Raw genomic sequence first — 25,818 nt, 5'->3', positions numbered from 1 at the left:
CGTCGCCATCTTGGCACAGCCTCTGCAGCGGTGCTGGCGCCGGCCGGTGCGACATCATCCGCCCGCCACACGCGCGCGTTATGCTGCGCGCCTGCCGCCCGATCCCACCGCGATGAAGCTCGCCATCCTGTCCCGCAACAGCTCCCTGTATTCCACCCGCCGGCTGGTCGAGGCGGCGCGCGCGCGCGGCCACACCGTGCGTATCCTCGACCCGCTGCGCTGCTACATGCGCATCGCCGCCGATGGCTTCTCGATGCACTACAAGGGCCGGCCGATGACCGGCGTGGACATGGTCATCCCGCGCATCGGTGCCTCGATCACCCGCTATGGCACGGCGGTGCTGCGCCAGTTCGAACTGATGGGGGCGCGCACGCCCAATCCGTCCGATGCGATCCTGCGCTCGCGTGACAAGCTGCGCGCGCACCAGCTGCTGGCCGCCAAGGGCATCGACATGCCGGTCACCGTGTTCGGCGACAACCCCGACGACACCGTCGACCTGCTGTCCATGCTCGGCCCGCCGCCGCATGTGGTGAAGCTCAACGAAGGCACCCAGGGTCGCGGTGTGATCCTCACCGAGAAGGCCAGCGCCTCGCGTGGCATCGTCGAGGCGCTGCGCGGGCTGTACGCCAACTTCCTGATGCAGGAGTTCATCGGCGAGGCCAAGGGCGCGGACCTGCGCTGCTTCGTGGTCGGCGACCAGGTGGTGGCCTCGATGCAGCGGCAGGCGCCGGAGGGCGACTTCCGCTCCAACCTGCATGCCGGCGGTACGGCGGTGGCGGCCAAGGCCAGCCGGGCCGAACAACAGGTCGCGGTGCGCTCGGCCAAGGCGCTGGGCCTGTCGGTATGCGGGGTGGACCTGATCCGTTCCGCGCGCGGCCCGCTGGTGCTGGAGGTCAACTCCACGCCGGGGCTGGAGGGCATCGAAGCAGCGTGCGGGGTGGACGTGGCCACGCGCATCATCGAGCACGTGGAGAAGCTTAAAAAGCCCTGATTATTCAGCTGCTTATAAATCTCATGGTTTGATGAGGCGGGGTTTAACATGCCTTTAATCGGCCCCGGCGTAGCCTTCAGCGAACCGCAGCTCTGCCTCTCAGCAGGATCGGTATCGGGATACAACTTCAGACCCAGGCGGGGGCACCGCCTGGGTCTTTTTTATGGGCCGGGCGCGCCGCTTGTGGAGGCGCCGTGACGGCCGTAGAGTGGCCGCCATCGTTCCTGGATGGATCGGAGGCAAGCGATGTATCGCGTCACCATGATCGCGTTGTTGCTGGGGCTGGCAGGCACGGCTGTCGCCAAGCCGGAAAAAGCCGTTGTACAGATGGACCGGCAGATGCCGGTGGCCGAACAGATCCGGAAGGTCGAAAAGGCCCTGGACGACGGCGACTACAGTGAGATCTCCGCGGATGACCGCGCCCAGGTGCGACAGGCACTGGCGCGCATCACCCAGCGGATGGGGGACCACCAGACGCTGCAGGAACTGCCGCCGCAGGTCCAGAACGACGTCTTCAACGACCAGGAACGGGTCAATACCGTGCTGGCCCGGGCCCATGACGACAGCCGGCAGGTCTGCCAATACACCCGCACCACCGGCAGCAACATGCCCAAAAGCCGCTGCATGACCGTGGCCGAACGGCGGCGCATCGAGGAGAAGGGCAAGGCCCTGCTCCATGACCAGCGCACCTTCACCGACCTCTCGCCTCCCGGCAACCGCTAGGCCGTCCGCCGCCCCTGCGCTTGGCACTTGCTGGCGTGAAGGCGGTGCGAATACAGTCAGCGATCCATTCAAACAAGGATTCGTTTGTCATGAAGTCCCTCCTGATGTCGGCGATGCTGTTCTCGGGGCTGACCCTGGCCACCGCCGCCTCCGCGTCCAAAGAGGCCGGTGAAGTCTTCATCCCCGGCAAGCCGCTGCAGCAGCAGATCGAGCGCATCGAAATCGAACTCAACGATGGCGAGACCTACAGCGAATTGAAGCAGACCGACCGCAGCCGCGTGCGCGAGGCGCTGGTGCGCATGCGTACGGCCGTCGAGCAGCATCCGAACCGCGATTCGATGCCTGAACAGGTGCGAACCGACGTCTTCAACGACCAGCAGATCGTGAACACGGTTTTGACACAGGCGCGTGAGGATAGTCGTCTAATATGCCAACGTGAAAAGGCGACGGGATCGAACCGGTCTACGACGCAGTGCACCACCGTCGCCGAGCGCGCCCGGCAGAAGGACAGGGCACAGCGTGATATGAACCAGGCCCAGCGCACCGGCAAATTCGTCAATTAGAGGTGACAGTGAGAATTCTGGTAATCGAAGACAACAGCGACATTGCGGCCAATCTGGGTGACTACCTGGAGGACCGCGGGCACACGGTGGACTTCGCGGCTGACGGGGTCACCGGCCTGCATCTGGCCGTGGTGCACGAGTTCGACGCGATCGTGCTGGATCTCAACCTGCCCGGCATGGACGGTATCGAAGTCTGCCGCAAGCTGCGCAATGAAGCGCGCAAGCAGACCCCGGTGCTGATGCTGACCGCGCGCGATTCGCTGGACAACAAGCTGGCCGGCTTCGATTCCGGCGCCGACGACTACCTGATCAAGCCGTTCGCGCTGCAGGAAGTGGAAGTGCGTCTGAATGCCCTGTCGCGCCGGGGCAAGGGCGTGCAGACCCGCGTGCTGGAAACCGGCGACCTGGAGTACAACCTGGATACGCTGGAAGTGCGTCGCCAGGGCAAGTTGCTGCAGCTCAACCCGACCGCACTGAAGATCCTGCAGGCGCTGATGGAAGCGGCCCCGGCCGTGGTGACCCGCCAGGAGCTGGAAACCCGCGTGTGGGGCGAGGAACTGCCCGACTCCGATTCGCTGCGCGTGCACATCCATGGCCTGCGTGCGGTGGTCGACAAGCCGTTTGAAGTGCCGCTGATCCAGACCCGCCATGGCATCGGATACCGCATCGCCACCCCGGAAGCCTGATTCGGTGGCAGCGAAAGGGGAGCGTCGGCGCACGCCTTACCGGCGGCGCCTGCGCAGCCGCATCATCGTCTCGTTCGTGTTGTTGGGCTTCTGCCTGACAACACTGTTCGCGTTCGCCACCAACTGGGCCCGCATGCGGGTGGAAAACCAGTTGGTGGAAGACGTCATGAACCGCAATATCAACGAGTATGTGCGTCGGTTCTACGAAAGCCCGGATCGCAACCCCGACCTGCCCGTGCAGCAGATGCGCGCGCGCCTCGTCAAGCCCGACAAGTTCGAGGCATTGCGCGAGGAAGAGCCGGATTGGGCAGCGTTGCCCGATGGCAACCACAACATTTCCGGTACTGACGAACGCGGTCAGCCTTACGCCTACAAGCTGGCCGTGCGCAAGACGCCCGACGCCTGGGCGTTCCTGGCTTACGACATGACCGACAGCGTGCGCGGTGGCAAACAGCTCAACCGCGCGCTGGTGCTGTCGGTGCTGGTGTTCAGCGTGCTGTCGCTGGTGCTGGGCTGGTGGTCGGCGTCGAAGGTGATGAAACCGGTCTCGGACCTGGCGGCGCGGCTGCGCGCGTACCGTGGCGGCACCAGTGATCCCGAACCGCTGGCGCCGCGCTTCCCCGACGATGAGGTGGGGCAGTTGGCACAGGCGCTGGATGATTACTCGTCGCGGTTGACCGAGGTGGTGCAGCGCGATCGCGAGTTCAATGCCGACGTCAGCCATGAACTGCGCACGCCGCTGGCGGTGATCCGCGGCGCCACCGAGCTGCTGCTGACCCGCCCCGGTCTGGATGAGAAGGTGCTGCAGCGTCTGCAGCGCATCCAGCGCGCCGAACAGCAGTGCAGCGACCTGATCGGCGCGCTGCTGCTGCTGTCGCGCAACGAGCGCGGGCAGGGCACCAGCAACGTCGCGCGGGTGGCCGAGCAGTTGCTGGATGCGCACCGTGCACAGCTGGGTGGCAAGCCGCTGGAACTGGCGCTGGAAGGCGAACGCGATCTGGTGATCGACGCGCCGGAAGCGGCCCTGTCGGTGGCCCTGGGCAATCTGATCGGCAATGCCGTGAAGTACTCGCAGGATGGCGAAGTGCGCGTGCACGTGAGCGCCAACGCGGTCTCGGTGACCGACAGCGGCCCGGGCCTGAGCGAAGAAGACGCGGCCAAGCTGTTCCAGCGTGGCTATCGCGGTACTCATGCCGGCCATTCGCAGGGCGGCGGCATCGGCCTGTCGATCGTCAGCCGCCTGTGCGATCTGTACGGCTGGCAGGTAAGCGTGCGCCCGGGCGGCGAGCGCGGCGTAATCGCCACCCTGACGTTCTCGCCGAAGCCGTTGTAAGGGCCGCTGCTTTGGTAGGTGCCGACCTTGGTCGGCACGTGAGCTCCACGCAGGGCGTGAATCCACTGTCGTACGCAGCACGACTACGCCCGTCCGGGGCCGTCCGGTTCGCGATCCCCGCGGGCGTTGCGCTGCTGGTGCGTGTCAGGGCTCATGGTTCGGCGATCCGATTGCGCTGTTGGCGCATTTGCCTCCTGACGGACTGACGAGCATAGAGTCAGATGCTTCTGCCGGGATCACCCGCCGACCGCCAGGAGCTGCGCCATGTCATACCGCACCCATTACCCGAACCTGTACCAACTGGTCGGCGAATCGATCAGGCAGCTGTCCGTCGAAATCGCCCAGCGCGTCGAGGACGTACTGTCCGGACCCGATGGCCTGATGCCGATGCTGAAGGGACAGATGGACATCGACGGTTCCACGCAGCGCACCGGGCTGAGTGCCCCGGAGGCTGGCACGCCGGCGGGCATCCGGCACACCGTCGCAGGAATCACGAGCTTGACCCGGATGATGTATGCCGTGCATGTCGCGCGCACCCGGGGAGGCCCGTCGCAGGTCGTGCCCCCGGATGCGATGAATGGCCTTCTGCTGGCTGCGCGGGAGCTGACCTGCCACGCACAGCGGCAGTTGCAGGCCGAAAGGAATCGGGGTTCAGCGACGCTGCAATAGCAGCCGCGCGCGAGCCACCGCCCCACAGCCGTTGTCGTATTCCGCCTTACTGGTGGCTCGGCAACGGCTGCACGCCCCCGCGATGCATCGGGCGAAGGCTGTAATACCGGGCAGAAATTGATCTTCGACGCTTTTCAGACACTTTTCGGATTGCGTCCTCGGCATTGATCCGCCAAGGCTTGAAGCATGGAAAGCGCGTTTCTTCGCGCGCTGTGTTTGTCAAGGAACTGCCATGGATCACCGATCGTCGTTCGTTGCTGCCCACGAGGCGTCGTCGCGCGTCCATCGATTCTGCGGTCCCACCGCATTGCGGTTGATCGTGGAGCGCTGGCACGGCAGCGAATCGTTGTCCGAAGGCCTGCGCTGCCAGATCGATCTGCTGGGCGAGGCGTGCGAGCACAGCCTGGACGATTGGGTGGCCCGGCCGGCAAGCATCACCACACGACTGCCGGACGGTGCAGACGTTGTCCGGGTCGGGCTGATCCGCAGTGTCGAGCGCCTGGCCTGCGCAGGCCGTCTCGTCCGGTACCGCGTGCACCTGGCCGACTGGACCGCCTGGCTGCATGACAGCCGCCACAGTCGCGTGTTCCAGGATCAGGACGTGGCCAGCATCATCAGCACGGTGCTCTCGGTGCATGCGCCGCTGGCGCATTGGTCCTGGCACGTTGGAAGTACTGCTGCCATCGACCGCCGGTGCCGTGGCTATCGTGTGCAGTACCGCCAATCGGACATGGCGTTCCTGCAGCAGTTGATGGCCGATGAAGGCCTGGGCTGGTGCATCCGCACGCTGCCCGATGTACCGGGCGGGCATACGCTGATGATCTTCGGCGACAGTACCCGATGCTCGCTGCTGTCACGGCCCCGACGCCTGCACCAGACCCAGCGCGTGCCCGATGACGCGGGCATCGCGCTGTTGCATGAGACCTGTCGCGTCGTGCCGACCCACATGACCCGGGTGGCGGATCTGGACGATCCGTTGCATGTGGTTTCGGCCAGCCTGCCTGTGCGCACTGTGGCCAGTGGCCCATTGGAGGACTGTTCGCCGGCACGCCACGCGGCGTGGGAGACCTCGCGCGAGGCCTTGGCCGAGGTGATGCGCGACACCGAGGCAGCGTTGTGTGAGCAGCGGCGCTGGACCGGCGAAGGCACCGAGCCGGACTTCCAGCCCGGCTACGCATTCGAGGTGTTGCCAGAGCCCGGCCAGCGAGTAGCGCCCGCGTTGCTGCTTACAGCGGTGCAGCACGCAGCGGTCAACACGCTGCCTGAGGTTCTCGAACTGCAGGATCACCTGCCGCTGCACGCACTGCCCGACACCGTGCCTGCCGACCGCGCGCAGAGGCTGGGCTATGCCAATCGCTTCGAGGCCATGCCGTTCGACCGTCGATGGCGACGATCTCCGGATGGCAGGCCAGGGCGGTCGGCGGCCCCCGGCCCACAACTGGCCACTGTGCTCGGCGGCGATGACGGTGCACCGCTGCACATGGACAGCAACGGGCGCATCCGTGTGCGGTTCGGCTTTGCCACCGACAGCAGGGCTGACAGCGGTTGGCTGCGCGTCGCCCAGACCTTTGCCGGCCCCGGCGGGGGCAGTCAGTTCCTGCCCCGCGTGGGCCAGGAGGTGGTGGTGGACTTCATCAACGGCGACCTCTGCCGCCCCATCGTGATGGGTGCGCTCTACAACGGCCAGGGCGAGTCACGCGCTGAAGCGCTGGGGCTGTCCAGCGATGCTGGCAGCAGTGCCCAGAACAACCTGGCCGGTGGCAACGCCCCGCGCTGGCATGCTGCAGGCGCGGGTGAATCGGCCCAGCGTAATGCCGGCGCCGTATGGGGCATCAGCTCGCAGAGCTGGGACGGCCATGGCGGCAACAGTCTCGAGTTCGACGACAGCGATGACCAGCTGCAGGTACGGCTTGGCACAACGCAATGCCACAGCGCGATCAGCATGGGTCATCTGCGTCACCTGCAGCACAATTTCCGCGGCAGCCTGCGCGGAAGTGGATTCGAACTGCGCAGCGACGCGTGGGGCGCCGTGCGTGCCACGGCAGGCCTGTGGCTGGACAGCATGCAGCGCTCCGCGGCCACCCCGGCCGGTCTGCGCGCTGCGCCGGTCGCGCTGTTGCGGCAGACGCTCGTGCTGGCGCACTCCTTTGATGAAGCGGCACGGCAGCAGCGCACAGTGCGGCTGCGCGGCCCTGCCATCGAGGGTAACGGTGCCAGCGTGCTGCAGACCCTGGCCGACAGCGTGGCGGCATCGCAGCGGCTGCAGGGCGCTGACGAAGACATCCCTGCAACCGGGTCTGCGGTGCTTGGCCTGTCCGCACCGGCAGGCATCTGCCAGGTGGCCGGGAAGGCGATCCAGCTGGGCGTGGGGCACAGTACGTTGCTGGCCAGTGGCGGCAGTTCGTCGGTGACCGTTGTCGGCCATGGGCGTTGGCAGTGCCGCCAGGCCATAGGTGTGTTGGCGGGTGCCACACGCAATCCGGGAAGTGCCGGGTTGAGCGTGGTGGCTGGCCAACAGGTGCTTGATATGCAGGCGCAGGCAGACGCCGTCCACCTGCAGGCGCGCGCCGGGCTGCTGGCAGCCAGCCAGCAGGGGGAGGTGCAACTGGCGGCAGGCAACACGCTGCACATCGCAACTGCCGGCGGCGCTTCGATCACCCTGGCGGACGGGCACCTGCGGGTGAGCTGTCCAGGCACATTGACCATCAAAGCCGGCAACCGGCACTTCACCGGTCCGGTGCAGGAGCTGTTTCCGCTGCCGCAGTTCGCACAGACGGTCTGCGTGGAGTGCCTGCTGAAGGCGATGCAGGCCGGCCTGCCATGGTCTACGAAGAATGGCTGACGCCCCGTGGATCGATCCGTGGCGGCATTCCCGGTTGCCGTGGCAGACCCCCGGCGACCAGCGTGTGGACGCGCGGCCCGCCTGTGCGCTGCTGGACATGGCATTCGCGCCGGACGCCTGGACGCAGCTGCGCGCGCTGGCCGCTGACGTGGTGCCGCTGTTTACGCATCGCTATATCGGCAAAGGGTTAGACCGGTTGTCGCCATGCCTGGTTGTCCTGCCGGACGACGCCAGAGCACGCGAACGCTGCTGGCAGGCGCTGCTGGACCTGAGCAACGGCGCACCGATGCTGTCGGTGCTGCGCAGCACCGCCGACCCGCATGCATTGGCCGAGCATCTACGGCGGATCTGGGAGGGCTGTTCCAGCACCGGCCAGCCGTGGTTGCTGCGCTGGGCCGATGGGCGTGCCGCCGCCCGTCTGCTGGATGCGCTGGACGATGCACAGCGGACGCGCGTACTGGGCGGTCTACACGACTGGCACCTGCCCACCCGCATCGGAGATTGGATGTGCGTAACCGGCAAGGGGGGAGTGCCGCTCGATGCCGACGCCAGGCCGCTCACGTTCACCGCGGCTCAGGAGGCCACACTACGGAGCGGAAGCCATGCCGATGCCATCACGCGCTTCATTCTGCAGCGGCCCGTGCTGCGCCCGGACGGCATGCTGCCCTCGCAGGTGCATCGCTGCGCGGAACACGTGCTGGGACGTCTGGCACGCCGAGGCATCGACCATCCCGCGCTGGCGCATCGGATGACGATCAAGGCGGTTGCCGTGAGGAATGGGCGCCATGGCGAAGATGAGACGCCATGAAGAAGTTTCTGACGAGGGTGATTCTGATTGGACTGGCGCTGCTTGCTGTGGCAGGTCTGGTGCTGAAGTTCATGGACTTCAGAATGGGCCCGCTACCGCCTGCTCCGCCGAAGCCACGCATTATTGAGCCTGATACTGGTCATGATATTACCGATGCGCCACCGGAGATGAATCTGAAAATTGGCGTAGCCAACTACTCGGATGACGGGTTGGGGACGGTCTTTATTAATGACGCTTGGGCAGGCGGGATGCAGCCACGAGCCAGTGGGAACGCTGCAACTTGCTGCGTAACGTTGCCTCGTCTCTGGCATCCGGGGTTGAAGGTGACGGTGATCTATCGCACCAGTAGCATGTTTATCAAGGATCCCAAGAGCTATGTTGAGAGGGACATCCTTGTCGCGCCATACAAGCCGTTTCTAGATGGATTCATCTATTTTTTCTACTTTCCAGGTGATCAGGTGAGGGTGGTGGCTACACCTTACACGCCCGGTTATCCTGGGTTCGCATACGACATTCAGTTTGCAGGGCGTGAACGTGACGAAGCAAAGATTGCACGGTTTCTTATGGAGACCGCTGCTGAGGAGGTAGTGCAATGAGAGCGGCTGTATCACCTCCGGCTTCTGACAGTAGTACCGGCTTGAGTCATCGTGCACTAGCTCGCAACGCAGGTGCGAATGTCGAATCATCTTCCGATTGTGGTGCGGAGCTCTTCATTGGTTGCTTCTTCGATGGAACGCGAAATCACAGGCTGAATTCTCATCGCCTGGGCAATAAAACTGAATCAAACATCTCGCGCCTTTTTGAAATTTTTGATCGCGATCAAAGTGATAGTCTGGGTCGGCGTGCCGTTCGATTTTCCAGCTATATCCAGGGTGTAGGCACTGAGGCGCTTAAAGAAATTGGCGACACTGGCACCGGTTGGCATGCTCGTGCTGGCGCGGCAGCCGGCTGGGGCGGCGAGGGTCGGGTGAATTGGATGCTGATGCAGGTTCAGGATCATCTCCTCGATCACTTCGCAGGTACCACTGTCACCAAAGCGATGGGCTTCGATTCCACCGTCCCCATCGCGCGCAAGATGAGCGCCGATCTCCGCCTGCACTTACAGGACGTAGAGCGCCTGGCACAGGCGGCGCGGATGTCGCTGTCCAACTACCTTGCGGTCAACCAAGGACAGGAGGAGATCGATCTTCGCAACTCACTGAGCGGCGGCTTCTGGAACATGGTCGGTGCGCTGCAACGGGTGCGTGGTACCCATCTGGCGCGCGCTGATCACCTGGCGCGCCGGGGAGTCTTGCAGGAGCGACGCGCTTTTCTGGCGAAGAAGGTTGCGCCGTTCCAGAAGCAGAATCCCAAGGTGGACCGCATCCGCATATCGGTTTTCGGTTTCTCGCGCGGCGCCACTGAGGCGCGCGTGTTCTGCAGCTGGCTCGGCGATGCCTGTGATCCCGGCCCCGGGCCGTTGCGGCTGTGTGGCATTCCCGTGCAGATCGATTTCGTGGGCTTGTTCGATACGGTCGCTTCGGTAGGCGCCGCGCAGAGCTTCTTTGAATCGGTGTTCGACGGCCACGGTGGCTGGGCAACAGCCGAAGACCTCCGCATTCCCGCCGATGTGCGCCGCTGTGTGCACATGGTGGCCGCGCATGAAGTACGCGGCTCGTTCCCGGTGGATCTGGTGGACGGCGCGAACTGCGAGCAGATCATCTACCCCAACCTGCGTCGTAGACGAGGGTGCGTTTGAATGAAGGGCGTCGAGCGAATGGCCGTGGTGAAAAAGGTGTTTGTCAGGATTGCACTGATCGGGCTTGCGCTGTTTGCCTTGGCGGGTCTGGTGCTGAAGTTCATGGATTTCAGGATGGGTCCACCACCGCCCAGTCCTCCGAAGCCACGCATCATTGACGCTGCGTCTGGCCACGATATCACCGACGCGCCGTCAGAAATGCATCTGATGATTGGAATTGCGAACTACTCTGATGAGGGATTAGGAAAAGTCTTCATCAATGATGCGTGGGGTGGTGCGATGCGTGCCCGAGCCAGTAGCAATGGCCGAACCTGCTGCGTGACGCTTCCTCGGCTTTGGCATCCGGGCCTGAAAGTAACGGTTGCTTACCGTACGAGTAGCATGTTCCTTAAGGATCCGCATAGCTATATTGAGAAGGAGATTTTTGTGCCGCGCTACAAGCCCTTCTTGGATGGTTTCATCTTCTTTATGTATTTCCCTGGTGATGAGGTGAGGGTCATAGCTACGCCATATTTTCCGGGATTCCCTAAATTTGCTTACGATCTTGATTTTGCCGACAGCGAGCGTGATCCAGAAAAGATCAATGGATTTCTTGAGGTGACGGCAAGGGGCGGGGTGACAGAATGAGAGTAAATGTGGCGCCTCCGGTGTCAGATCCTTCGGCGCAACTCAGTTTGACTGAACTAGGGAGATACTCCTCTTCCCGTATGGGGACTGAAACGGATTGCGGAGTAGACGTGTCAATGGGCTGCTTCTTCGATGGGACTCGTAATCACAGGCTGGCATCGAAGAAGCGTAAGGACATGAGTGAGAGCAATGTGTCTCGACTCTTCGACGTCTATGATCTAGGGCGAGCCAAAGGAATTGGTCGTCGGCCAACCAATTTTGCGAGCTACATCCAAGGCGTCGGCACCGAGGCGCTGAGAGAAATTGGCGACACCGGCACCGGCTGGCATGCCCGTGCCGGCGCGGCGGCGGGCTGGGGCGGCGAGGGGCGGGTGAATTGGATGCTGATGAAGGTCCAGGATCACCTCTTGACCCATTTCGCAGAGACAACCGTCACCGCTGCGATGGGCTTCGATTCCACCGTCCCCATCGTGCGCAAGATGAGTTCCGATCTCCGCTTGCACCTGCAGGACGTTGAGCGCCTGGCGCAGGCGGCGCGGATGTCGTTGTCCAACTACCTTGCCGTCAACCAGGGGCAGGAGGAAATCGATCTTCGCAACTCACTTAGCGGCGGCTTCTGGAACATGGTCGGTGCGCTGCAACGGGTGCGTGGTACCCATCTGGCGCGTGCCGATCACACCTCGCGTCGCGCGGTGTTGCAGGAGCGCCGTGCCTTTCTGGCGAAGAAGGTAGCGCCGTTCCAAGCGCAGAATCCCCGGGTGGATCGCATCCGTGTATCGGTGTTCGGCTTCTCACGCGGCGCTACCGAGGCGCGCGTGTTCTGCAACTGGCTCGGCGATGCGTGCGACCCAGGCCCCGGGCCCCTGCGCTTGTGTGGAATTCCGGTGCAGATCGATTTCGTCGGCTTGTTCGATACGGTCGCTTCGGTAGGCGCTGCGCAGAGCTTCTTTGAATCGGTATTCGATGGCCATGGCGGCTGGGCAACAGCCGAAGACCTGCGCATTCCCGCCGATGTGCGCCGCTGCGTGCACATGGTGGCCGCGCATGAAGTACGCGGTTCGTTCCCGGTGGACCTGGTGGACGGCGCGAACTGCGAGCAGATCATTTACCCCGGGGTACATTCGGATGTGGGCGGCGGCTACACGCCCGGTGAGCAGGGGCGTTCGCCGAAGGATGCCGACAAGCTTTCGCAGATTCCGCTATGCGACATGTACCGGCATGCGCTGGCAGCAGGGGTGCCGTTGCTGCCGATGGACGAAGCGGATAAGGAAACCGCCGCTCAGTTCGAGGTCTCCCCGAAACTGCGCCAGCACTACAACGCGTACCTGCAGGCGATGGCGCCGTTCCTGCCGGCCAGCACCCCCGCCTCCAGGGCCAACCGCACCGCGGTGCTGATGTATGCCCATTATCGCCAGTACCTGCTGTGGCGTCGGCAGCATCTGGATGATTTCGATCGCCTGCCGGGCTACCTGCAGGCGCCTGCGCAGGACCGCGCGGACCTGGGCGGCGGCAATGCCGAGCTGGTGCAGGAGGCGCGGGCGATGCGCTACAACAACGCCACCGCCCGCCTGCGCACCGAGGAACCTTTCGCGGCCCACCACGGCATGGCCACGCCGCCTCGGTTCCAGGGCATTCCCGTGCAGGATTTCGTGCAGGCGAGGTTGCGGGGCAAGAAGGAACAGCAGTGGCTGGATGGCCAGATCCAAGCGATCTGGGACTCGCGGCAGGCCCCGCCGGTGCCCGTGGCAGCGTTTCTGGATGGATACGTGCACGACTCGCGGGCATGGTTCAAGCCGTTCGGGCTGGACGATGACGAGTGGGTTCACGTGCAGCGGCGCGAGCGTGAGGCGTATCAGCAGCGGATGCGCGAGCTGGATGCGATTGAGCGGTCCCATCGGCAGGAGCGTGAGCGCATCCAACGCTCCAGGCGGATGTTCCAGCCACGGGTGCCGTTGGGAATGTCGGTGCAGGAGCTGGAAGCGCTGACCGACTGGCGGCAGCGCCCTGACGACTTCGATGAAGCGTTGCAGCTGACCGGGCGCGAGTACCACTGGCAGTGGGGCTACCTGCGCTGGCGCACCTGCTATCTCAATCCGCCCGGCGTGACGGTGGCCGAGGCATTGGCGCGCAGGTGGCAGCGTGCGGAGGAGGCGGCCGCCTAAGGAGCGCGCGGAGTGTCGTAACCGGCGTGCTTGGCGCTACTGGTGCGGCTCAGTGCCGAGGTGCATCGCGACACCTGTGTGATGCGTTGCGCGCCTCTGGCGTGTGTCGTTGCACGAATCCTTGCAGTGGCGATTTTCCCTACAGAAATGCGCTTCGTGAGGTGGCGTGATGGCTGGGCCGGGGCGGGTGCCTTGGCCGGGATTGGCGTCCTGAAATCAACTGTTCGACAGGAAGTCTCCGATGTTCTGTTTTGCATCGAAGACAATGCACCGTGCTTCGCCTGCGGCGGACGGTGCGAGGGGATTCTTGAAATCCGCCGGAGTTTCTACCTGTCGGGAGTTGTCCGGTACGCCAACCCGCACCGTCCGCCACCTTGCTTCTGCAGGTGGCTTGCCGTCTGCGAGGAACTCTCCATGTCCGCACGCCCCGAATTTCCCCATCTTTCCGCCCTGATTGGCGATGCCGTCAACCGGCTGCCTGCCAATGCGGCCGAGCGGCTCGAAGTCCTGCTCGATGACCCTGAAGACCTGTTGCCGACGCTGTTGGCCCGCATGGATGGCCATGACGGCCCGGATGGTCGGCGGTGTGATGCGCAGGGTCTCAGTCCCGCGCAGGCCGCAACCAGGGCTGGGCTTGGCCGTACGTTGGCGGGCTTGGATGTGCTGGTCCAGGTGCTGCACGCCGCTGCAGCCGCACGCGAGCAGGGCGGTGCCCACCAGCAGCTCAGCCCGGATGTGGTGGATGGCTTGCTGTTGGGTGCCCGAGAGCTGGTCCGCCACGCGCGCCTGCAATTGGAATAGATCCGCGCGGTGCGTGGACGTGCTTCGGTAGTGCCGGCCGCTGGCCGGCAGCCAGGTCTCAGCCCGCGGCCAAGCCCAGGTACCGCGCATGCAGCTGTTCCACCTGCGCCTGTAGATCCTCCGGCCGCCCATCATTGACCACCACGTCATCGGCCAGCGCCAACCGCTGCGCACGGCTGGCCTGCGCAGCAATCATCCGGTCGGCCAGTGCGGCGTCGATGCCATCGCGTTGCATCAACCGCGCATGCTGCACGGCCTCGGGGGCATCCACCAGCAGTACCCGGTCCAGCCATGGGTAGGCCTGGCGCCCGCCCACCTCGGTCAGCAGTGGAATGGCGGCAATCGCATAGGGGCTGGCGGCCTGCTCGCACTGCTGTTGCATCAGCAGGCGGATGGCCGGGTGGGTGATGGCTTCCAGCGCCGCCCGTTCGGCCGGGTCGGCGAAGACGTGGGCGCGCAGGCGCGCCCGGTCCAGGCTGCCGTCGGCCAGCAGCATGTCAGCGCCGAAGCGTTCGGCGATACGGCCCAGCGCCGGGCTGCCAGCGGCCACTACCGCGCGCGCGGCCAGGTCGGCGTCGGCCACCACGATGCCCAGCGCCTCGAAGCGCCGGGTCACCTCGCTCTTGCCGGCGGCGATGCCGCCGGTCAGGCCAACCACATACCGGCTCATGGGGAATCCCCTCAGCGCAGGCCGCTCAGGACCAGATACTGCTCCACCAACGGCCCGCCCCACATGAAGTACAGCCAGCCGGCGATGGCCAAGTAGGGCCCGAACGGGATGGGGGTGGCGCGATCACGGCCCCGGCTGTACAGCCAGATCGAGCCGATGATGGCGCCCAGCACCGAGGACAGCAGGATGATCGGGAGGATGCCCTTCAGCCCGCACCAGGCACCGAGTGCCGCCAGCAGCTTGAAATCGCCGTGGCCCATGCCTTCCTTGCCGGTCAGCTGCTTGAACAGCCACCAGACTGCCCAAAGCGACAGGTAGCCCAACGCTGCGCCGATCAGGGCGGGCTTGGCCGGCATGTACAGGTTGTCGATGCTGCCTATCAATCCCAGCCACATCAGGGGCAGGGTCAACTGGTCCGGCAACAACTGGGTGCGCAGGTCGATGCCGGACAGGGCGATCAGGAAGCAGGTCAGTACGATGGCACCGAAGCCCTGCCAGCCGAAGCCGAACTGCCAGACACAGGCCAGCACCAGCAGCGAGGTCATGGCCTCCACCAGCGGGTACTGCAACGAGATCGGCGCCTTGCAGTGGCGGCACTTGCCGCCCTGGATGATCCAGCTGAACAGGGGGATGTTCTCGTACCAGCTCAGCTTGTGCTTGCAGTGCGGGCAGTGCGAAGGCTCGACCACGATGCCCGGTGGGGGCGGCTCGTAGTAGTCCGGTTCCTCCAGGACCTCGCGCGCATCGCGCTTCCACTGCCACTCCAGCCGCTTGGGCAGGCGCAGGATGACGACGTTCAGGAAACTGCCCAGCAGCAGTCCCAGGGCGGCCGCGGCGGGGTAGCCGAGGCCGGGATGCTGGTCGAGAAAAGCCATGTATGTGTTATCCGACGACGGAAGCGAGCTTGAAGATCGGCAGGTACATGCCGATGACCATGCCGCCGACGATGGTACCAATGATCACCATGATGATCGGTTCCAGCAGGCTGCTCAGGGCGTCAACGGCATTGTTGACCTCCTGCTCATAGTACTCGGCCACCTTGAACAGCATCGCATCCAGGGCGCCGGCCTCTTCGCCGATACCGGTCATCTGGATGACCATGTGCGGGAACAGGTTGCGCTGCTTCATCGCCACATTCACGGGGTAGCCCACCGAGACATCGTCTCGCATGCGAAGGACGGCCTCCTCGTACACCGTATTGCCGGTGGCGCCGGCCACGATGCCCAGCGCCTCCACCAGCGGGACGCCTGCCTTGAAGGTGACGGCGGTGGTGCGGGCAAAGCGCGCGATGGCACTGTTGTGCATCAGCTGCCCGATCACCGGTACCTTCAGGACCAGTCGGTCCATGTTGTGCTGCAGTTTGGGCGAGCGCTTGTAGGCGGCGATGAAGCCGAAGATGGAGCCGATGATGACGATGAGTATCAGCCACCACCACGACACCATGAACCGGGACAGGTTGACGATCATCTGCGTGAAGGCCGGCAGGTCCGCGCCGAAGCCCTTGAACACGTCTTCGAACTGCGGCACAACCCATACGAGCAGGATGCCGCTGACGATCAGTGCGACTGCCAGCACCATGGCCGGGTAGAACATCGCCTTGCGGATCTTCCCCTTCAGGGCTTCGATGTTCTCTTTGTAGGTAGCGACGGTATCCAGCACCGTCTCCAGTACACCGGCGCCTTCACCAGCCTTGACCAGATTCCGGTACAGCTCATCGAACTGCACCGGGTGCTTGCTGACCGCCTCGTAGAGCGAAGAACCGCCCTCGATATCGGTGCGGAGCGAGTCCACCATCTTCTTCATGCGCGGGTTCTTGTGCCCGCTGCCGATGATGTCCAGCGCCGTTACGATCGGCACGCCAGATTTCATCATGGTCGCCATCTGGCGGCTGAAGAAGGCAATGTCCTTCGGCGATATCTTGCTGCCTGCCGCACCGAAAAGCGGTTTGGGCTTGACCTTGACCTGGCCCGGGTTGATGCCCTGTCGGCGTAGTTCGGCCCTGAGCAGATTGGCGTTCTTTGCCATCTGCTCACCCTTCATCTTGACTCCGCGTTTGTCGGTCCCCTCCCAGACAAACGGCTGCAGCTCCGTGGTGCTGCGCGCCACGGGCTCCTTTTTGATCGCACTGCCACTGACAGACATATAGGCTCCCCAAGACCCGCCATCCCCAGCGGGCGTCTAGCCGTCGATGGTAGCCGGTTCATGGCCGTCTGGGCAGTTGGAAGGCGGCCCTGCGTGCGATTTCGTGCCGGGGGCCGGCCAAAGGTGACGCACTGCGTCACATTGCCGCGTCCATCGCAGATTCGGATATGGGGGGTTCCCATCCGCGGAATTGCTGCCATCATGGGCGCGGGGAAATCCAGGGGGAGGCGTGCCGGGGTTGGCACGCAACCTGCGTTGATCCACCCGCAGGGGGCAGGACCCGCTCAACTGGCCGCTGGCCGGACCGAACCTGTCCGCTGATATCAACCACCACTATCTTGGGGATGTACCACAATGAAGAACCAGAAGGGCTTCACCCTTATCGAACTGATGATCGTCGTCGCGATCATCGCCATCCTGGCCGCCATCGCTCTGCCGATGTACCAGGACTACGTGGCCAAGTCGCAGGCCACTGCCGGCCTCGCTGAAATCACCCCGGGCAAGACCCAGGCCGAAGTTCTGCTGAATGAAGGCAAGGCTTTCGACAAGACTGCAGCTCAGCTTGGCCTGAAGAACTCGGATCGTTGCACCATTACCGTTGATGGTGATTCTGGCGCTGGCACGGCTTCGATCACCTGCGCGCTTGCTGGTAATGCAAAGGTTGCCAAGGGCTCGCTGGTCCTGGCTCGTGCTGCGGATGGCACTTGGTCCTGCACTGCCAACACTCTGGATGCCAAGTACATTCCGGGTGGCTGCAATGAGGCTAAGGCGCCGTAATCGGCTCGCCATCAGTCACACGTACAGGGGCCCCGCGATGCGGGGCTCTTGTTTATGGGGGCTGCAGCGTGCGGCTTTCGTGCCTGAAGTTGAAGCTTTGACAATCTGTTTTGGGGACAGACTCGTCATGAAACATCCAGATCAAGAGGGATTCACCCTCATTGAATTGATGATCGTCGTCGCGATCATTGCGATTCTTGCCGCAATCGCTCTTCCTCTCTATCAGGACTACATGGCCAAGGCACAGGTTGGCGCAGCGTTGGCAGATGTGCGTCCCGGGAAAACCACCATGGAACACGTGGCCCAAGACAGCAGGGATGCCAGCGTTGTAACGGCAGCCTATATCGGCCTGGTGCCGACACAGCGTTGCCCGACGATTGAAGCGAAGCTGGACAGTGCGGGTATCGGCAGCATCACCTGCACGCTGCAAGGTGGTAGCGCGGTGCAGGGCAAGGATCTGATCCTCCGCCGTGCGGCGGATGGCATCTGGAGCTGCGATGGCAGTGCCTTCGAAGCGCGGTATCGTCCGGCAGGCTGTTGAGTGAAATCCGGCCCGCCAATGGGATGTTGGCGGGTCGTTGACGGGGCTATCATGCCCGGGGGAGTCAGGATCATGCCTGCCGGGCCGGAAGGTTCAGGCATGGCAGTGTTGCTTATGGATGGGCAATGCCGACGGTCACGGGGCCGTGGCAGGTTCTGCTGCCCGGTGCTGCGCCTCTGGAAGGTGCGTGGTACCGCCAGACCCATGAGCCAAGGATTCATATGAATGCTGTAACCACCGCCAACCTCGTCGGCATCACCGGCCTGGCCCGCCGCCTGGTTCAGGACGGCGCCCTGGATGAAGCGGGCGCGCGCGATGCCATGGCCAAGGCTGCCGCCGCACGCCAGCCCCTGCCAACCTGGTTCGCCCAGAACAGGGTGGTCGGCGCAGCGCAGCTGGCCGCCGCCAATGCGGTCGAGTTCGGCATGCCGCTGTTCGATGTCTCCACCTTCGACGCCAGCCAGAACGCGATGAGCCTGGTCAGCGAGGAACTGCTGCGCAAGCACAACGTGCTGCCGCTGTTCAAACGCGGCGGCAAGCTGTTCGTCGGTACCAGCAACCCGACCCACTCGCTGGATGAGATCAAGTTCCACACCAATCTGGTGGTGGAACCGATTCTGGTGGATGAAGACCAGATCCGTCGCACGCTGGAGCAATGGCATGCCAGCCACGAAGCGCTCGGTGACGCGCTGGGTGGCGACGACGAGGGCATGGGAAACCTGGATGTAGCGGCGGGTGACGAGGACCTGGGAACCGGCGGTGATTCCGGCATCGATGCCAAGGGCGACGACACCCCGGTGGTGAAGTTCGTCAACAAGGTGCTGGTGGATGCCATCCGCAAGGGCGCCTCGGACATCCACTTCGAGCCCTATGAAGACGACTACCGGGTGCGCCTGCGCATCGACGGGTTGCTGAAGATGGTGGCGCGCGCGCCGGTGAAGCTCAATCAGCGCATCGCCGCGCGCCTGAAGGTGATGGCGCAGCTGGACATCGCCGAGAAGCGCGTGCCGCAGGACGGCCGCATCAAGCTCAACCTGTCCAAGACCAAGCAGATCGACTTCCGCGTGAGCACGCTGCCGACCCTGTTCGGCGAGAAGGTGGTGCTGCGTATCCTGGATGGCAGCGCGGCCAAGCTGGGCATCGACAAGCTGGGCTACGAGCCGGACCAGCAGAAGCTGTTCCAGGATGCCATCCACAAGCCCTACGGCATGGTGCTGGTGACCGGCCCGACCGGTTCGGGCAAGACCGTGTCGCTGTATACGGCGCTGGGCATCCTCAACGACGAGACGCGCAACATCTCCACCGCCGAAGACCCGGTGGAAATCCGCCTGCCCGGCGTCAACCAGGTGCAGCAGAACAACAAGCGCGGCATGACCTTCGCGGCGGCGCTGCGCTCGTTCCTGCGCCAGGACCCGGACATCATCATGGTCGGCGAAATCCGCGACCTGGAAACGGCGGAGATCGCGATCAAGGCGGCGCAGACCGGCCACATGGTGCTGTCCACGCTGCATACCAACGATGCGCCGCAGACCATCGCGCGCCTGATGAACATGGGCATCGCGCCGTACAACATCACCAGTTCGGTGACGCTGGTGATCGCCCAGCGCCTGGCGCGCCGCCTGTGTGGCAACTGCAAGCGCCTGGCCACGCTGCCCGAACATGCGCTGCTGGCCGAGGGCTTCACCCAGGCGCAGCTGGATGCGGGCATCCAGTTGTACGAGGCGGTCGGCTGCGATGAATGCACCGAAGGCTACAAGGGCCGCACTGGTATCTACCAGGTGATGCCGATGACCGATGAGATCGCCACGATCGTGCTGGCCGGCGGAAACGCGCTGCAGATTGCCGAAGCGGCGCAGCAGATCGGCGTGAATGATCTGCGGCAGTCGGCGCTGAAGAAGGCCGCTGCGGGCATCACCAGCCTCGCCGAGATCAATCGCGTCACCAAGGATTGAGGTAGATCCACGCCATGCGTGGATGCCGCGATGCATGAGGTTGCCGGCCAGCGGCCGGCACTACCGCTTGGGTCTGCGTTCGTGATCGGGATTGCGTGGTCCCGGCTCTACTCCATTCCCAGCTTCTTCAGCTTGTAGCGCAGCGCGCGGAAGGTGATGCCCAGCTGCGCGGCGGTGCGGGTCTTGTTCCAGCGGTTCTCTTCCAGCGCGCGCTGGATGGCGCTGCGCTCGAGCTGCTCGATGTAGGAGGGCAGGGCGGCGCTGCCCGGCTGCAGGTCGGCCACCGCCTCAGCGGGGGCGGCACTGCCCGGCGCGCGCGGCGCGTGCTGCGGCAGGCGCAGGTCATCGGCACTGATGCAGTCTTCCTCGGCCAATGCCAGCGCACGTTCCAGGATGTTCTCCAGTTCGCGCACATTGCCGGGGAAGGCGTACTGGGCCAGCGCCTCCAGTGCCGACGGCGCCAGCAGCGGGGTGGCGCGGCCATGGCTGCGGGCCAGCCGCGCCAGCACCGCGGCAGCCAGTTCCGGCAGGTCCTGGCGGCGCTCACGCAGCGGCGGCACCTTCAGTTCGATCACGTTGATGCGGTAGTACAGGTCGTGGCGGAAGCGCCCGTCCTCGACCAGTTCCGCCAGGTCGCGGTGGGTGGCCGAGAGAATCCGCACGTCCACCGGTTCCTCGTTGGGTGCACCAACCGCGCGCACCGATTTTTCCTGGATCGCGCGCAGCAGCTTCACCTGCATCTGCAGCGGCAGTTCGGCCACTTCGTCCAGGAACAGGGTGCCGCCATGGGCAGCCTGGAACAGGCCCGGCTTGTCGGCATGCGCGCCGCTGAAACTGCCCTTGCGATGGCCGAAGAATTCACTCTCCATCAGCTCGCCGGGAATGGCGCCGCAGTTGACCGGCACGAACGGGCCGGCCGCACGCGCACCCTGTGCGTGGATGGTGCGCGCGACCAGCTCCTTGCCCACCCCGGACTCGCCCAGGATGTAGACCGGCGCCTGGCTGCGCGCGACCTTGCCGATGGTGGTGCGCAGCACGTCCATGGCCGGCGAATCGCCAAGCAGGCGCGCACCCTGTTCGGCACTGGGGCCGGGCGCGGGGCGTTCGGTGCTGTTGAGTTCCAGTGCGTGCTTGACCAGGCCGCGCAGCACCGAGATGTCCACCGGCTTGCTGACGAAGTCGAAGGCGCCGGCCTTCAGCGCTTCCACCGCCAGGTCCATGCTGCCGAAGGCGGTGATCATCGCCACCGGCGTGCGCGGATAGTGCTGGGCGATCTCGCTGACCAGTTCGATGCCGTTGCCATCCGGCAAGCGCATGTCGGTGATGCACAGGTCATACGGATTGCTGGCCAGCAGTTCACGTGCTTCGGCCAGGTTGGCGGCGGTACTGATGCGCAGCCCCATGCGGCCGAGGGTCAGCACCAGCAGTTCGCGGATGTCGCGTTCGTCGTCGACGACGAGGGCGCTGCGGGTTTCGTTCATGGGCGTGAAAGATAAACGAGGGGGCTGGATGCGACAAATGTTTGACGCACGGAATCGGAATCAGGTGGGCAACAGCGTGTGCGGACCGGGCAGCACCAGGCGGAAGCAGGAGCCACCGGCCGGCACCGGAATGTAGTCGAGCCGCGCCTGGTTGGCCCGGCACAGCTCGCGGGCGATATACAGGCCCAGGCCGGTGCCGTGCTCGGACGTGGTGAAGAACGGGCGGAACAACTGCGCGGCCACGCTCTCGGGAATGCCCGGGCCGCGGTCCATCACGTCGATCACCGCGCTGCGCTCGTGCTGGGCCACGCGCAGGCGCACCCGCGCCGGCTGCTGGCCGATGCGCCCGTACTTGAGCGCGTTGTGCACCAGTACGGTCAGCACCTGGTACAGGTGGCGGGTATCGACCTGGGCCATCACCGTGCTGTCGTTGATGATCGGTTCGATGCTGTCCGTTTCCAGCGTCTGCCCCTGCTTGTACTCCAGCACGAAGCGGCGCACGAAGGCAGCCAGGTCCACGTTCTCGGGCGTGGCGCGTTCGCGTCGGGCCAGCCCCAGCACGCTTTCGACGATGCCGTTGGTGCGTTGGCATTGCTGGCGGATGATCTGCAGCAGGCGGCGGTCGCTTTCGTTGAAGCCGGTGCCTTCCTCGAGCAGCTGCACGGCATAGTTGATGGCCGCCAGCGGGTTGCGGATCTCGTGGGCGAGGCTGGCCGAGAAGCGGCCCATCGCTGACAGGGTGAGCGATTCGGCACGGCGGGACACCACGCTGGAATCGTCCAGGAACACCAGCGCCAGGTCGCTGCCGGCCAGCAGGCGGGCGAAGCGCGGCTGTACTTCGGGCTGGTCGGGGTTGAGCTGCAGCGGCAGTTCGTCCTGGGCCCAGCCATTGCGCCAGCGCTGCAGGCGGCGGGTCAGTTCCGGCGCGGCGCTGGCCAGGTCCAGGCGCCCGCTCTCGCCATTGCCGTCACTGTCGCCCAGCAGCATCGAGGCGGCCTCGTTGGCCAGGGTGATGCGGTTGTCGGCGTCCACCACCAGCACGCCGGTGCGCATGCGGCGGATGATCAGTTCGTTGATCTGGAACAGGTTGGCCACTTCGTCGCCGCGCTGGTTGGCCAGCTGCTGGTTGCGGCGGGCGCGGTTGCCGACCTGGTAGCTGATGAAGGCCAGCGCCAGATAGCTGGTGGTGAACATCGCCAGCTCGGCCAGGGTGCGGGTGGGGTCGCCGCCTTCCAGCAGCTTCCAGGTGTATTCGACGCCGGTGGCCAGGCTGGCGGCCAGCGCCAGGCCCAGGCCCAGGCTGAGTGGCAGCAGGGTGGCGGCGGCGGCGATGTTGAACAGCAGCGACATCGAGATGCCGGCGCTGGCACCGGGCAGGGCATGTGACAGCAGGGTGGCGGCAACGATGTCCACCAGCACGCCGCTGACCACGATCGGCCGCAGCCAGCGTTCGTTGCGGCCGATCACCAGGGCCAGCAACGACAACGCCAGATAGATGACCGCAACCACATCGGCCAGCCGCGGGTGATGGGCCTCGCCGACCAGGCCGGACAACGGGCTGTAGAGCAGGGCGGCGATGACGGTTGCGATCAGCACCCGGTACAGCGCGAAGAAATACAGCTCACGCCGCGGGATCGATTCGATGCGGTCGATCAATGAAGCACTGGGTGACACGCCGGAACTCCCCTTCTGGCTGCCTGGGTCTGGAATCTGCGATGCACCGGTCCGGCGTCCCCTGAAGCCGGGCCGGCGCGTCGCGTCTATGTGGCCCGTGGTGGAAGCGGTCGAGCAGGCTCGACGCTGCGCACCCTGGCTGACCAGTATAGGGCCCTGCAAAGCGTGCCGTGGGCGTGGCCCGGATCGCGCATTTGGCCCCCCGCGGACACCGGTGGCCAGCGTCGGGCCCGGCGCAACTGCCTGAATGACGGTGGAAATCTGGCCGGGCCTGGCGTTTTGTACAGACTTCTTTGCGCCCCGGCGCTGGCTCGGCCACAATAGTGGGCCCGCCGCGGTCCATGCCGGCGCCCCGCCGGGGCCCTGAGGAATTGCGTGCGGTCGTTCCTATTCCCACGGTGACGCATGAATTTCCACGAATACCAGTCAAAACAACTGCTTGCCGAGTACGGCATCCCGGTCCCGGCCGGCAAGGTCGCTGCGACCCCGGACGAAGCGGTTGCCGCTGCCAACTCCCTGGGCCAGGGCCCCTGGATGGTCAAGGCGCAGATCCACGCTGGCGGCCGCGGCAAGGCTGGCGGCGTCAAGTTCTGCAAGACCACCGACGACGTGAAGGCCGCTGCGGCCAAGATGCTCGGCACCAAGATGGCCACCTACCAGACTGCTGGCGTCGAACTGCCGGTCAACCTGGTGCTGGTGACCACCGCCGGCGAGATCGTCAAGGAACTGTACCTGTCGGTGCTGGTCGACCGTGGCACCAAGACCATCACCTACATCGCCTCTTCGGAAGGCGGCGTGGAGATCGAGCAGGTCGCGGCTGAAACTCCGGAGCTGATCCACTCGCTGAACGTCGACTTCGTCGAAGGCGTGCAGGGTTACCACGGCCGCGATTTCGGCTTCAAGCTGGGCCTGACCGCCAAGCAGGCCGGCCAGTTCGCCAGCATCATGGTGAACCTGTACCGCCTGTTCAACGAAAAGGACCTGGCGCTGGTTGAAATCAACCCGCTGGCCATCCTGGACGACGGCAACCTGTACGCGCTGGACGGCAAGTTCGACAGCGACGACAACGCCGCGTTCCGCCAGAAGGCGCTGGTCGCCATGCGCGACAAGACCCAGGAAGACCCGACCGAAGTGATCGCTTCGGAGCTGGACATCAACTACGTCACCATGGACGGCAACATCGGCTGCATGGTGAACGGCGCCGGCCTGGCCATGGCCACCATGGACGTCATCAAGCTCAACGGCGGCGAGCCGGCGAACTTCCTGGACGTGGGCGGCGGTGCCAACAAGCAGCGCGTCATCGAAGCCTTCAAGCTGATCCTGTCCTCGGACAAGGTCGAAGGCATCTTCGTCAACATCTTCGGCGGCATCGTCCGCTGCGACATGATTGCCGAAGGCATCATTGCCGCCGTGAAGGAAGTGGGCGTCAAGGTTCCGGTCGTGGTGCGCCTGGAAGGCACCAACGTGGAAGAAGGCAAGCAGCTGCTGCGCGACAGCGGCATGGCCATCATCCCGGCTGACAACATCAACGATGGCGCCAAGAAGATCGTTGAAGCTGTCAAGAACGCCGCCTGATACCGACACCAAGGAATTCCAATGTCTGTTTTGATCAACAAGAACACCAAGGTGATCGTGCAGGGCTTCACCGGCCAGCAGGGCACCTTCCACGCCACTCAGATGATCGAGTACGGCACCCAGGTTGTGGGCGGCGTGACCCCGGGCAAGGGTGGCACCACCCATATCGACCTGCCGGTCTTCAACACCGTTGCCGACGCCGTGCAGAGCACCGGCGCCAACGCTTCGGTCATCTACGTGCCGCCGCCGTACGCCGCTGACGCGATCCTGGAAGCCGCTGCTGCCGGCATCAAGGTCATCGTCTGCATCACCGAAGGCATCCCGGTGCTGGACATGCTGCGCGTCAAGAACGTGCTGACCCGTTCGCATCCGGACACCGTGCTGATCGGGCCGAACTGCCCGGGCGTCATCACCCCGGGTGAGTGCAAGATCGGCATCATGCCGGGCCACATCCACCAGCCGGGCAAGATCGGCATCGTGTCGCGTTCGGGCACCCTGACCTATGAAGCGGTCAAGCAGACCACCGAAGTCGGCCTGGGCCAGTCCACCTGCATCGGCATCGGTGGTGACCCGATCAACGGCCTGAACTTCGTCGACTGCCTGAAGCTGTTCAACGAAGACCCGCAGACCGAAGGCATCATCATGGTTGGCGAAATCGGCGGTGACGCTGAAGAAGCCGGCGCCGAGTACATCAAGAACCACGTGAAGAAGCCGGTCGTCGGTTTCATCGCCGGTGCGTCGGCTCCGGCCGGCAAGCGCATGGGCCACGCCGGTGCGATCGCCTCGGGTGGCAAGGGCACGGCGGAAGGCAAGTTCGCCGCCATGGAAGCCGCTGGCGTCGTCACCGTGCGTTCGCCGGGCGACCTGGGCGCTGCCATCGCCAAGCTGGTGAAGTAAGATCGACTGCCTCCGGCAGACGATTCTGTAGAGCCGGCCGCTGGCCGGCTGCTTGAAACAGAAAGGCCGCCTCCGGGCGGCCTTTCTGCGTCTGGCCCCAGCCATCCCGGCAAGCCCATCCACGCATGGCGTGGATCTACTGAGCCGGGGCTGTCCACGCAGTGAG

Annotated in this window: 23 protein-coding genes; 18 read left to right on the top strand and 5 right to left on the bottom strand. The window is 64.6% G+C overall.

Annotation, left to right across the window (positions count from 1 at the left end; genetic code table 11):
- Positions 1-112: 112 nt before the first annotated feature.
- The 13 genes from rimK (at position 113) to AC5P7U_RS01720 (ending at position 13,943) form a co-directional block, all read left to right on the top strand.
- On the top strand, positions 113-991 hold the full coding sequence (rimK, locus tag AC5P7U_RS01780) for a 30S ribosomal protein S6--L-glutamate ligase (protein ID WP_005410807.1): 879 nt from the start codon (positions 113-115) through the stop codon (positions 989-991).
- 246 nt (positions 992-1,237) lie between these two features.
- The gene (locus tag AC5P7U_RS01775) at positions 1,238-1,714 is read left to right on the top strand and encodes a hypothetical protein (RefSeq protein WP_004154402.1); all 477 of its coding nucleotides are present in this window, start codon (positions 1,238-1,240) and stop codon (positions 1,712-1,714) included.
- Positions 1,715-1,803: 89 nt separating this feature from the next.
- Positions 1,804-2,277 (top strand): hypothetical protein, encoded by a 474-nt coding sequence (locus AC5P7U_RS01770; RefSeq protein WP_004154404.1) that lies wholly within the window; start codon positions 1,804-1,806, stop codon positions 2,275-2,277.
- Positions 2,278-2,285: 8 nt separating this feature from the next.
- Positions 2,286-2,963 (top strand): response regulator transcription factor, encoded by a 678-nt coding sequence (locus AC5P7U_RS01765; RefSeq protein ID WP_005410804.1) that lies wholly within the window; start codon positions 2,286-2,288, stop codon positions 2,961-2,963.
- Positions 2,926-4,296, top strand: a complete 1,371-nt coding sequence (locus AC5P7U_RS01760; protein ID WP_049457171.1) for a sensor histidine kinase — start codon at positions 2,926-2,928, stop codon at positions 4,294-4,296. The genes AC5P7U_RS01765 and AC5P7U_RS01760 overlap by 38 nt, the downstream gene beginning before the upstream one ends.
- Positions 4,297-4,560: 264 nt before the next feature.
- Positions 4,561-4,965 carry a hypothetical protein gene (locus AC5P7U_RS01755; protein WP_481458109.1) on the top strand — a complete coding sequence of 135 codons (405 nt, stop codon included), beginning with the start codon at positions 4,561-4,563 and terminating at the stop codon, positions 4,963-4,965.
- Positions 4,966-5,197: 232 nt separating this feature from the next.
- Positions 5,198-7,807 carry a type VI secretion system Vgr family protein gene (locus tag AC5P7U_RS01750; RefSeq protein WP_495220738.1) on the top strand — a complete coding sequence of 870 codons (2,610 nt, stop codon included), beginning with the start codon at positions 5,198-5,200 and terminating at the stop codon, positions 7,805-7,807.
- Complete coding sequence (locus AC5P7U_RS01745; RefSeq protein WP_495220737.1) at positions 7,800-8,615, top strand: DUF4123 domain-containing protein; 816 nt, start codon at positions 7,800-7,802, stop codon at positions 8,613-8,615. Before AC5P7U_RS01750 ends, AC5P7U_RS01745 begins: the two co-directional genes overlap by 8 nt.
- Positions 8,612-9,211 carry a DUF3304 domain-containing protein gene (locus AC5P7U_RS01740; protein WP_414555136.1) on the top strand — a complete coding sequence of 200 codons (600 nt, stop codon included), beginning with the start codon at positions 8,612-8,614 and terminating at the stop codon, positions 9,209-9,211. The genes AC5P7U_RS01745 and AC5P7U_RS01740 overlap by 4 nt, the downstream gene beginning before the upstream one ends.
- Positions 9,212-9,252: 41 nt before the next feature.
- Positions 9,253-10,353 (top strand): phospholipase effector Tle1 domain-containing protein, encoded by a 1,101-nt coding sequence (locus AC5P7U_RS01735; protein WP_197563571.1) that lies wholly within the window; start codon positions 9,253-9,255, stop codon positions 10,351-10,353.
- A complete protein-coding gene (locus tag AC5P7U_RS01730) occupies positions 10,354-10,980 on the top strand; it encodes a DUF3304 domain-containing protein (protein WP_197563573.1) in 627 nt (208 codons plus the stop codon).
- A gap of 116 nt (positions 10,981-11,096) precedes the next feature.
- The gene (locus tag AC5P7U_RS01725; protein WP_414555138.1) at positions 11,097-13,142 is read left to right on the top strand and encodes a T6SS phospholipase effector Tle1-like catalytic domain-containing protein; all 2,046 of its coding nucleotides are present in this window, start codon (positions 11,097-11,099) and stop codon (positions 13,140-13,142) included.
- A 414-nt stretch (positions 13,143-13,556) separates the two neighbouring features.
- A complete protein-coding gene (locus AC5P7U_RS01720; protein WP_481458112.1) occupies positions 13,557-13,943 on the top strand; it encodes a hypothetical protein in 387 nt (128 codons plus the stop codon).
- Between the two features lie 58 nt (positions 13,944-14,001).
- Here the strand turns inward: AC5P7U_RS01720 and coaE are convergent, their stop codons facing one another.
- Genes coaE through AC5P7U_RS01705 form a run of 3 tightly spaced genes read right to left on the bottom strand, consistent with a single transcriptional unit; the run spans position 14,002 to position 16,755 of the window.
- Positions 14,002-14,613, bottom strand: coding sequence for a dephospho-CoA kinase (coaE, locus tag AC5P7U_RS01715; RefSeq protein ID WP_495220736.1), 612 nt, complete (start codon positions 14,611-14,613; stop codon positions 14,002-14,004).
- An 11-nt stretch (positions 14,614-14,624) separates the two neighbouring features.
- A complete protein-coding gene (locus AC5P7U_RS01710) occupies positions 14,625-15,488 on the bottom strand; it encodes a prepilin peptidase (RefSeq protein ID WP_008268831.1) in 864 nt (287 codons plus the stop codon).
- Positions 15,489-15,495: 7 nt separating this feature from the next.
- Positions 15,496-16,755, bottom strand: a complete 1,260-nt coding sequence (locus AC5P7U_RS01705; RefSeq protein WP_495220735.1) for a type II secretion system F family protein — start codon at positions 16,753-16,755, stop codon at positions 15,496-15,498.
- Between the two features lie 354 nt (positions 16,756-17,109).
- On the opposite strand from AC5P7U_RS01705, the gene AC5P7U_RS01700 reads away from it, so the two are divergent.
- The 3 genes from AC5P7U_RS01700 to pilB all read left to right on the top strand — a co-directional run bounded on the left by AC5P7U_RS01700 (position 17,110) and on the right by pilB (position 20,025).
- On the top strand, positions 17,110-17,532 hold the full coding sequence (locus AC5P7U_RS01700; protein WP_049457168.1) for a pilin: 423 nt from the start codon (positions 17,110-17,112) through the stop codon (positions 17,530-17,532).
- A gap of 127 nt (positions 17,533-17,659) precedes the next feature.
- On the top strand, positions 17,660-18,073 hold the full coding sequence (locus AC5P7U_RS01695; RefSeq protein ID WP_308307704.1) for a pilin: 414 nt from the start codon (positions 17,660-17,662) through the stop codon (positions 18,071-18,073).
- A gap of 221 nt (positions 18,074-18,294) precedes the next feature.
- Positions 18,295-20,025: a type IV-A pilus assembly ATPase PilB gene (gene pilB, locus AC5P7U_RS01690; RefSeq protein ID WP_053510577.1), complete on the top strand. Its 1,731-nt coding sequence runs from the start codon at positions 18,295-18,297 to the stop codon at positions 20,023-20,025.
- Positions 20,026-20,132: 107 nt separating this feature from the next.
- Here pilB and AC5P7U_RS01685 read toward each other — a convergent pair whose 3' ends face one another.
- On the bottom strand, positions 20,133-21,506 hold the full coding sequence (locus AC5P7U_RS01685) for a sigma-54-dependent transcriptional regulator (RefSeq protein ID WP_197563581.1): 1,374 nt from the start codon (positions 21,504-21,506) through the stop codon (positions 20,133-20,135).
- 60 nt (positions 21,507-21,566) lie between these two features.
- Positions 21,567-23,180 carry a sensor histidine kinase gene (locus AC5P7U_RS01680; protein ID WP_049457164.1) on the bottom strand — a complete coding sequence of 538 codons (1,614 nt, stop codon included), beginning with the start codon at positions 23,178-23,180 and terminating at the stop codon, positions 21,567-21,569.
- A 405-nt stretch (positions 23,181-23,585) separates the two neighbouring features.
- Here AC5P7U_RS01680 and sucC point away from each other — a divergent pair, with 405 nt between their 5' ends.
- Together sucC and sucD are read left to right on the top strand one after the other, a co-directional pair.
- Positions 23,586-24,755: an ADP-forming succinate--CoA ligase subunit beta gene (gene sucC / locus AC5P7U_RS01675; RefSeq protein WP_004154430.1), complete on the top strand. Its 1,170-nt coding sequence runs from the start codon at positions 23,586-23,588 to the stop codon at positions 24,753-24,755.
- A gap of 21 nt (positions 24,756-24,776) precedes the next feature.
- Entirely contained in the window at positions 24,777-25,652 is an 876-nt protein-coding gene (sucD, locus tag AC5P7U_RS01670; RefSeq protein ID WP_005410793.1) for a succinate--CoA ligase subunit alpha, read from the top strand.
- Positions 25,653-25,818 lie beyond the last annotated feature (166 nt).

The sequence above is a fragment of the Stenotrophomonas sp. YJH_SMC_57 genome (genome assembly GCF_059369755.1).
The sequence above is the reverse complement of the archived record's forward strand: the minus strand, read 5'-3'. Positions and strand labels throughout refer to the sequence as shown.

Coding starts and splice junctions, on each gene's coding strand:
- AC5P7U_RS01705 (WP_495220735.1), bottom strand. CDS start 16,755: ATGTCTGTCAGTGGCAGTGCGATCAAAAAGGAGCCCGTGGCGCGCAGC.
- coaE (WP_495220736.1), bottom strand. CDS start 14,613: ATGAGCCGGTATGTGGTTGGCCTGACCGGCGGCATCGCCGCCGGCAAG.
- AC5P7U_RS01730 (WP_197563573.1), top strand. CDS start 10,354: ATGAAGGGCGTCGAGCGAATGGCCGTGGTGAAAAAGGTGTTTGTCAGG.
- AC5P7U_RS01750 (WP_495220738.1), top strand. CDS start 5,198: ATGGATCACCGATCGTCGTTCGTTGCTGCCCACGAGGCGTCGTCGCGC.
- AC5P7U_RS01745 (WP_495220737.1), top strand. CDS start 7,800: ATGGCTGACGCCCCGTGGATCGATCCGTGGCGGCATTCCCGGTTGCCG.
- pilB (WP_053510577.1), top strand. CDS start 18,295: ATGAATGCTGTAACCACCGCCAACCTCGTCGGCATCACCGGCCTGGCC.
- AC5P7U_RS01755 (WP_481458109.1), top strand. CDS start 4,561: ATGTCATACCGCACCCATTACCCGAACCTGTACCAACTGGTCGGCGAA.
- AC5P7U_RS01700 (WP_049457168.1), top strand. CDS start 17,110: ATGAAGAACCAGAAGGGCTTCACCCTTATCGAACTGATGATCGTCGTC.
- AC5P7U_RS01710 (WP_008268831.1), bottom strand. CDS start 15,488: ATGGCTTTTCTCGACCAGCATCCCGGCCTCGGCTACCCCGCCGCGGCC.
- sucD (WP_005410793.1), top strand. CDS start 24,777: ATGTCTGTTTTGATCAACAAGAACACCAAGGTGATCGTGCAGGGCTTC.
- AC5P7U_RS01685 (WP_197563581.1), bottom strand. CDS start 21,506: ATGAACGAAACCCGCAGCGCCCTCGTCGTCGACGACGAACGCGACATC.
- AC5P7U_RS01695 (WP_308307704.1), top strand. CDS start 17,660: ATGAAACATCCAGATCAAGAGGGATTCACCCTCATTGAATTGATGATC.
- AC5P7U_RS01725 (WP_414555138.1), top strand. CDS start 11,097: ATGGGCTGCTTCTTCGATGGGACTCGTAATCACAGGCTGGCATCGAAG.
- rimK (WP_005410807.1), top strand. CDS start 113: ATGAAGCTCGCCATCCTGTCCCGCAACAGCTCCCTGTATTCCACCCGC.
- sucC (WP_004154430.1), top strand. CDS start 23,586: ATGAATTTCCACGAATACCAGTCAAAACAACTGCTTGCCGAGTACGGC.
- AC5P7U_RS01775 (WP_004154402.1), top strand. CDS start 1,238: ATGTATCGCGTCACCATGATCGCGTTGTTGCTGGGGCTGGCAGGCACG.
- AC5P7U_RS01720 (WP_481458112.1), top strand. CDS start 13,557: ATGTCCGCACGCCCCGAATTTCCCCATCTTTCCGCCCTGATTGGCGAT.
- AC5P7U_RS01740 (WP_414555136.1), top strand. CDS start 8,612: ATGAAGAAGTTTCTGACGAGGGTGATTCTGATTGGACTGGCGCTGCTT.
- AC5P7U_RS01770 (WP_004154404.1), top strand. CDS start 1,804: ATGAAGTCCCTCCTGATGTCGGCGATGCTGTTCTCGGGGCTGACCCTG.
- AC5P7U_RS01760 (WP_049457171.1), top strand. CDS start 2,926: ATGGCATCGGATACCGCATCGCCACCCCGGAAGCCTGATTCGGTGGCA.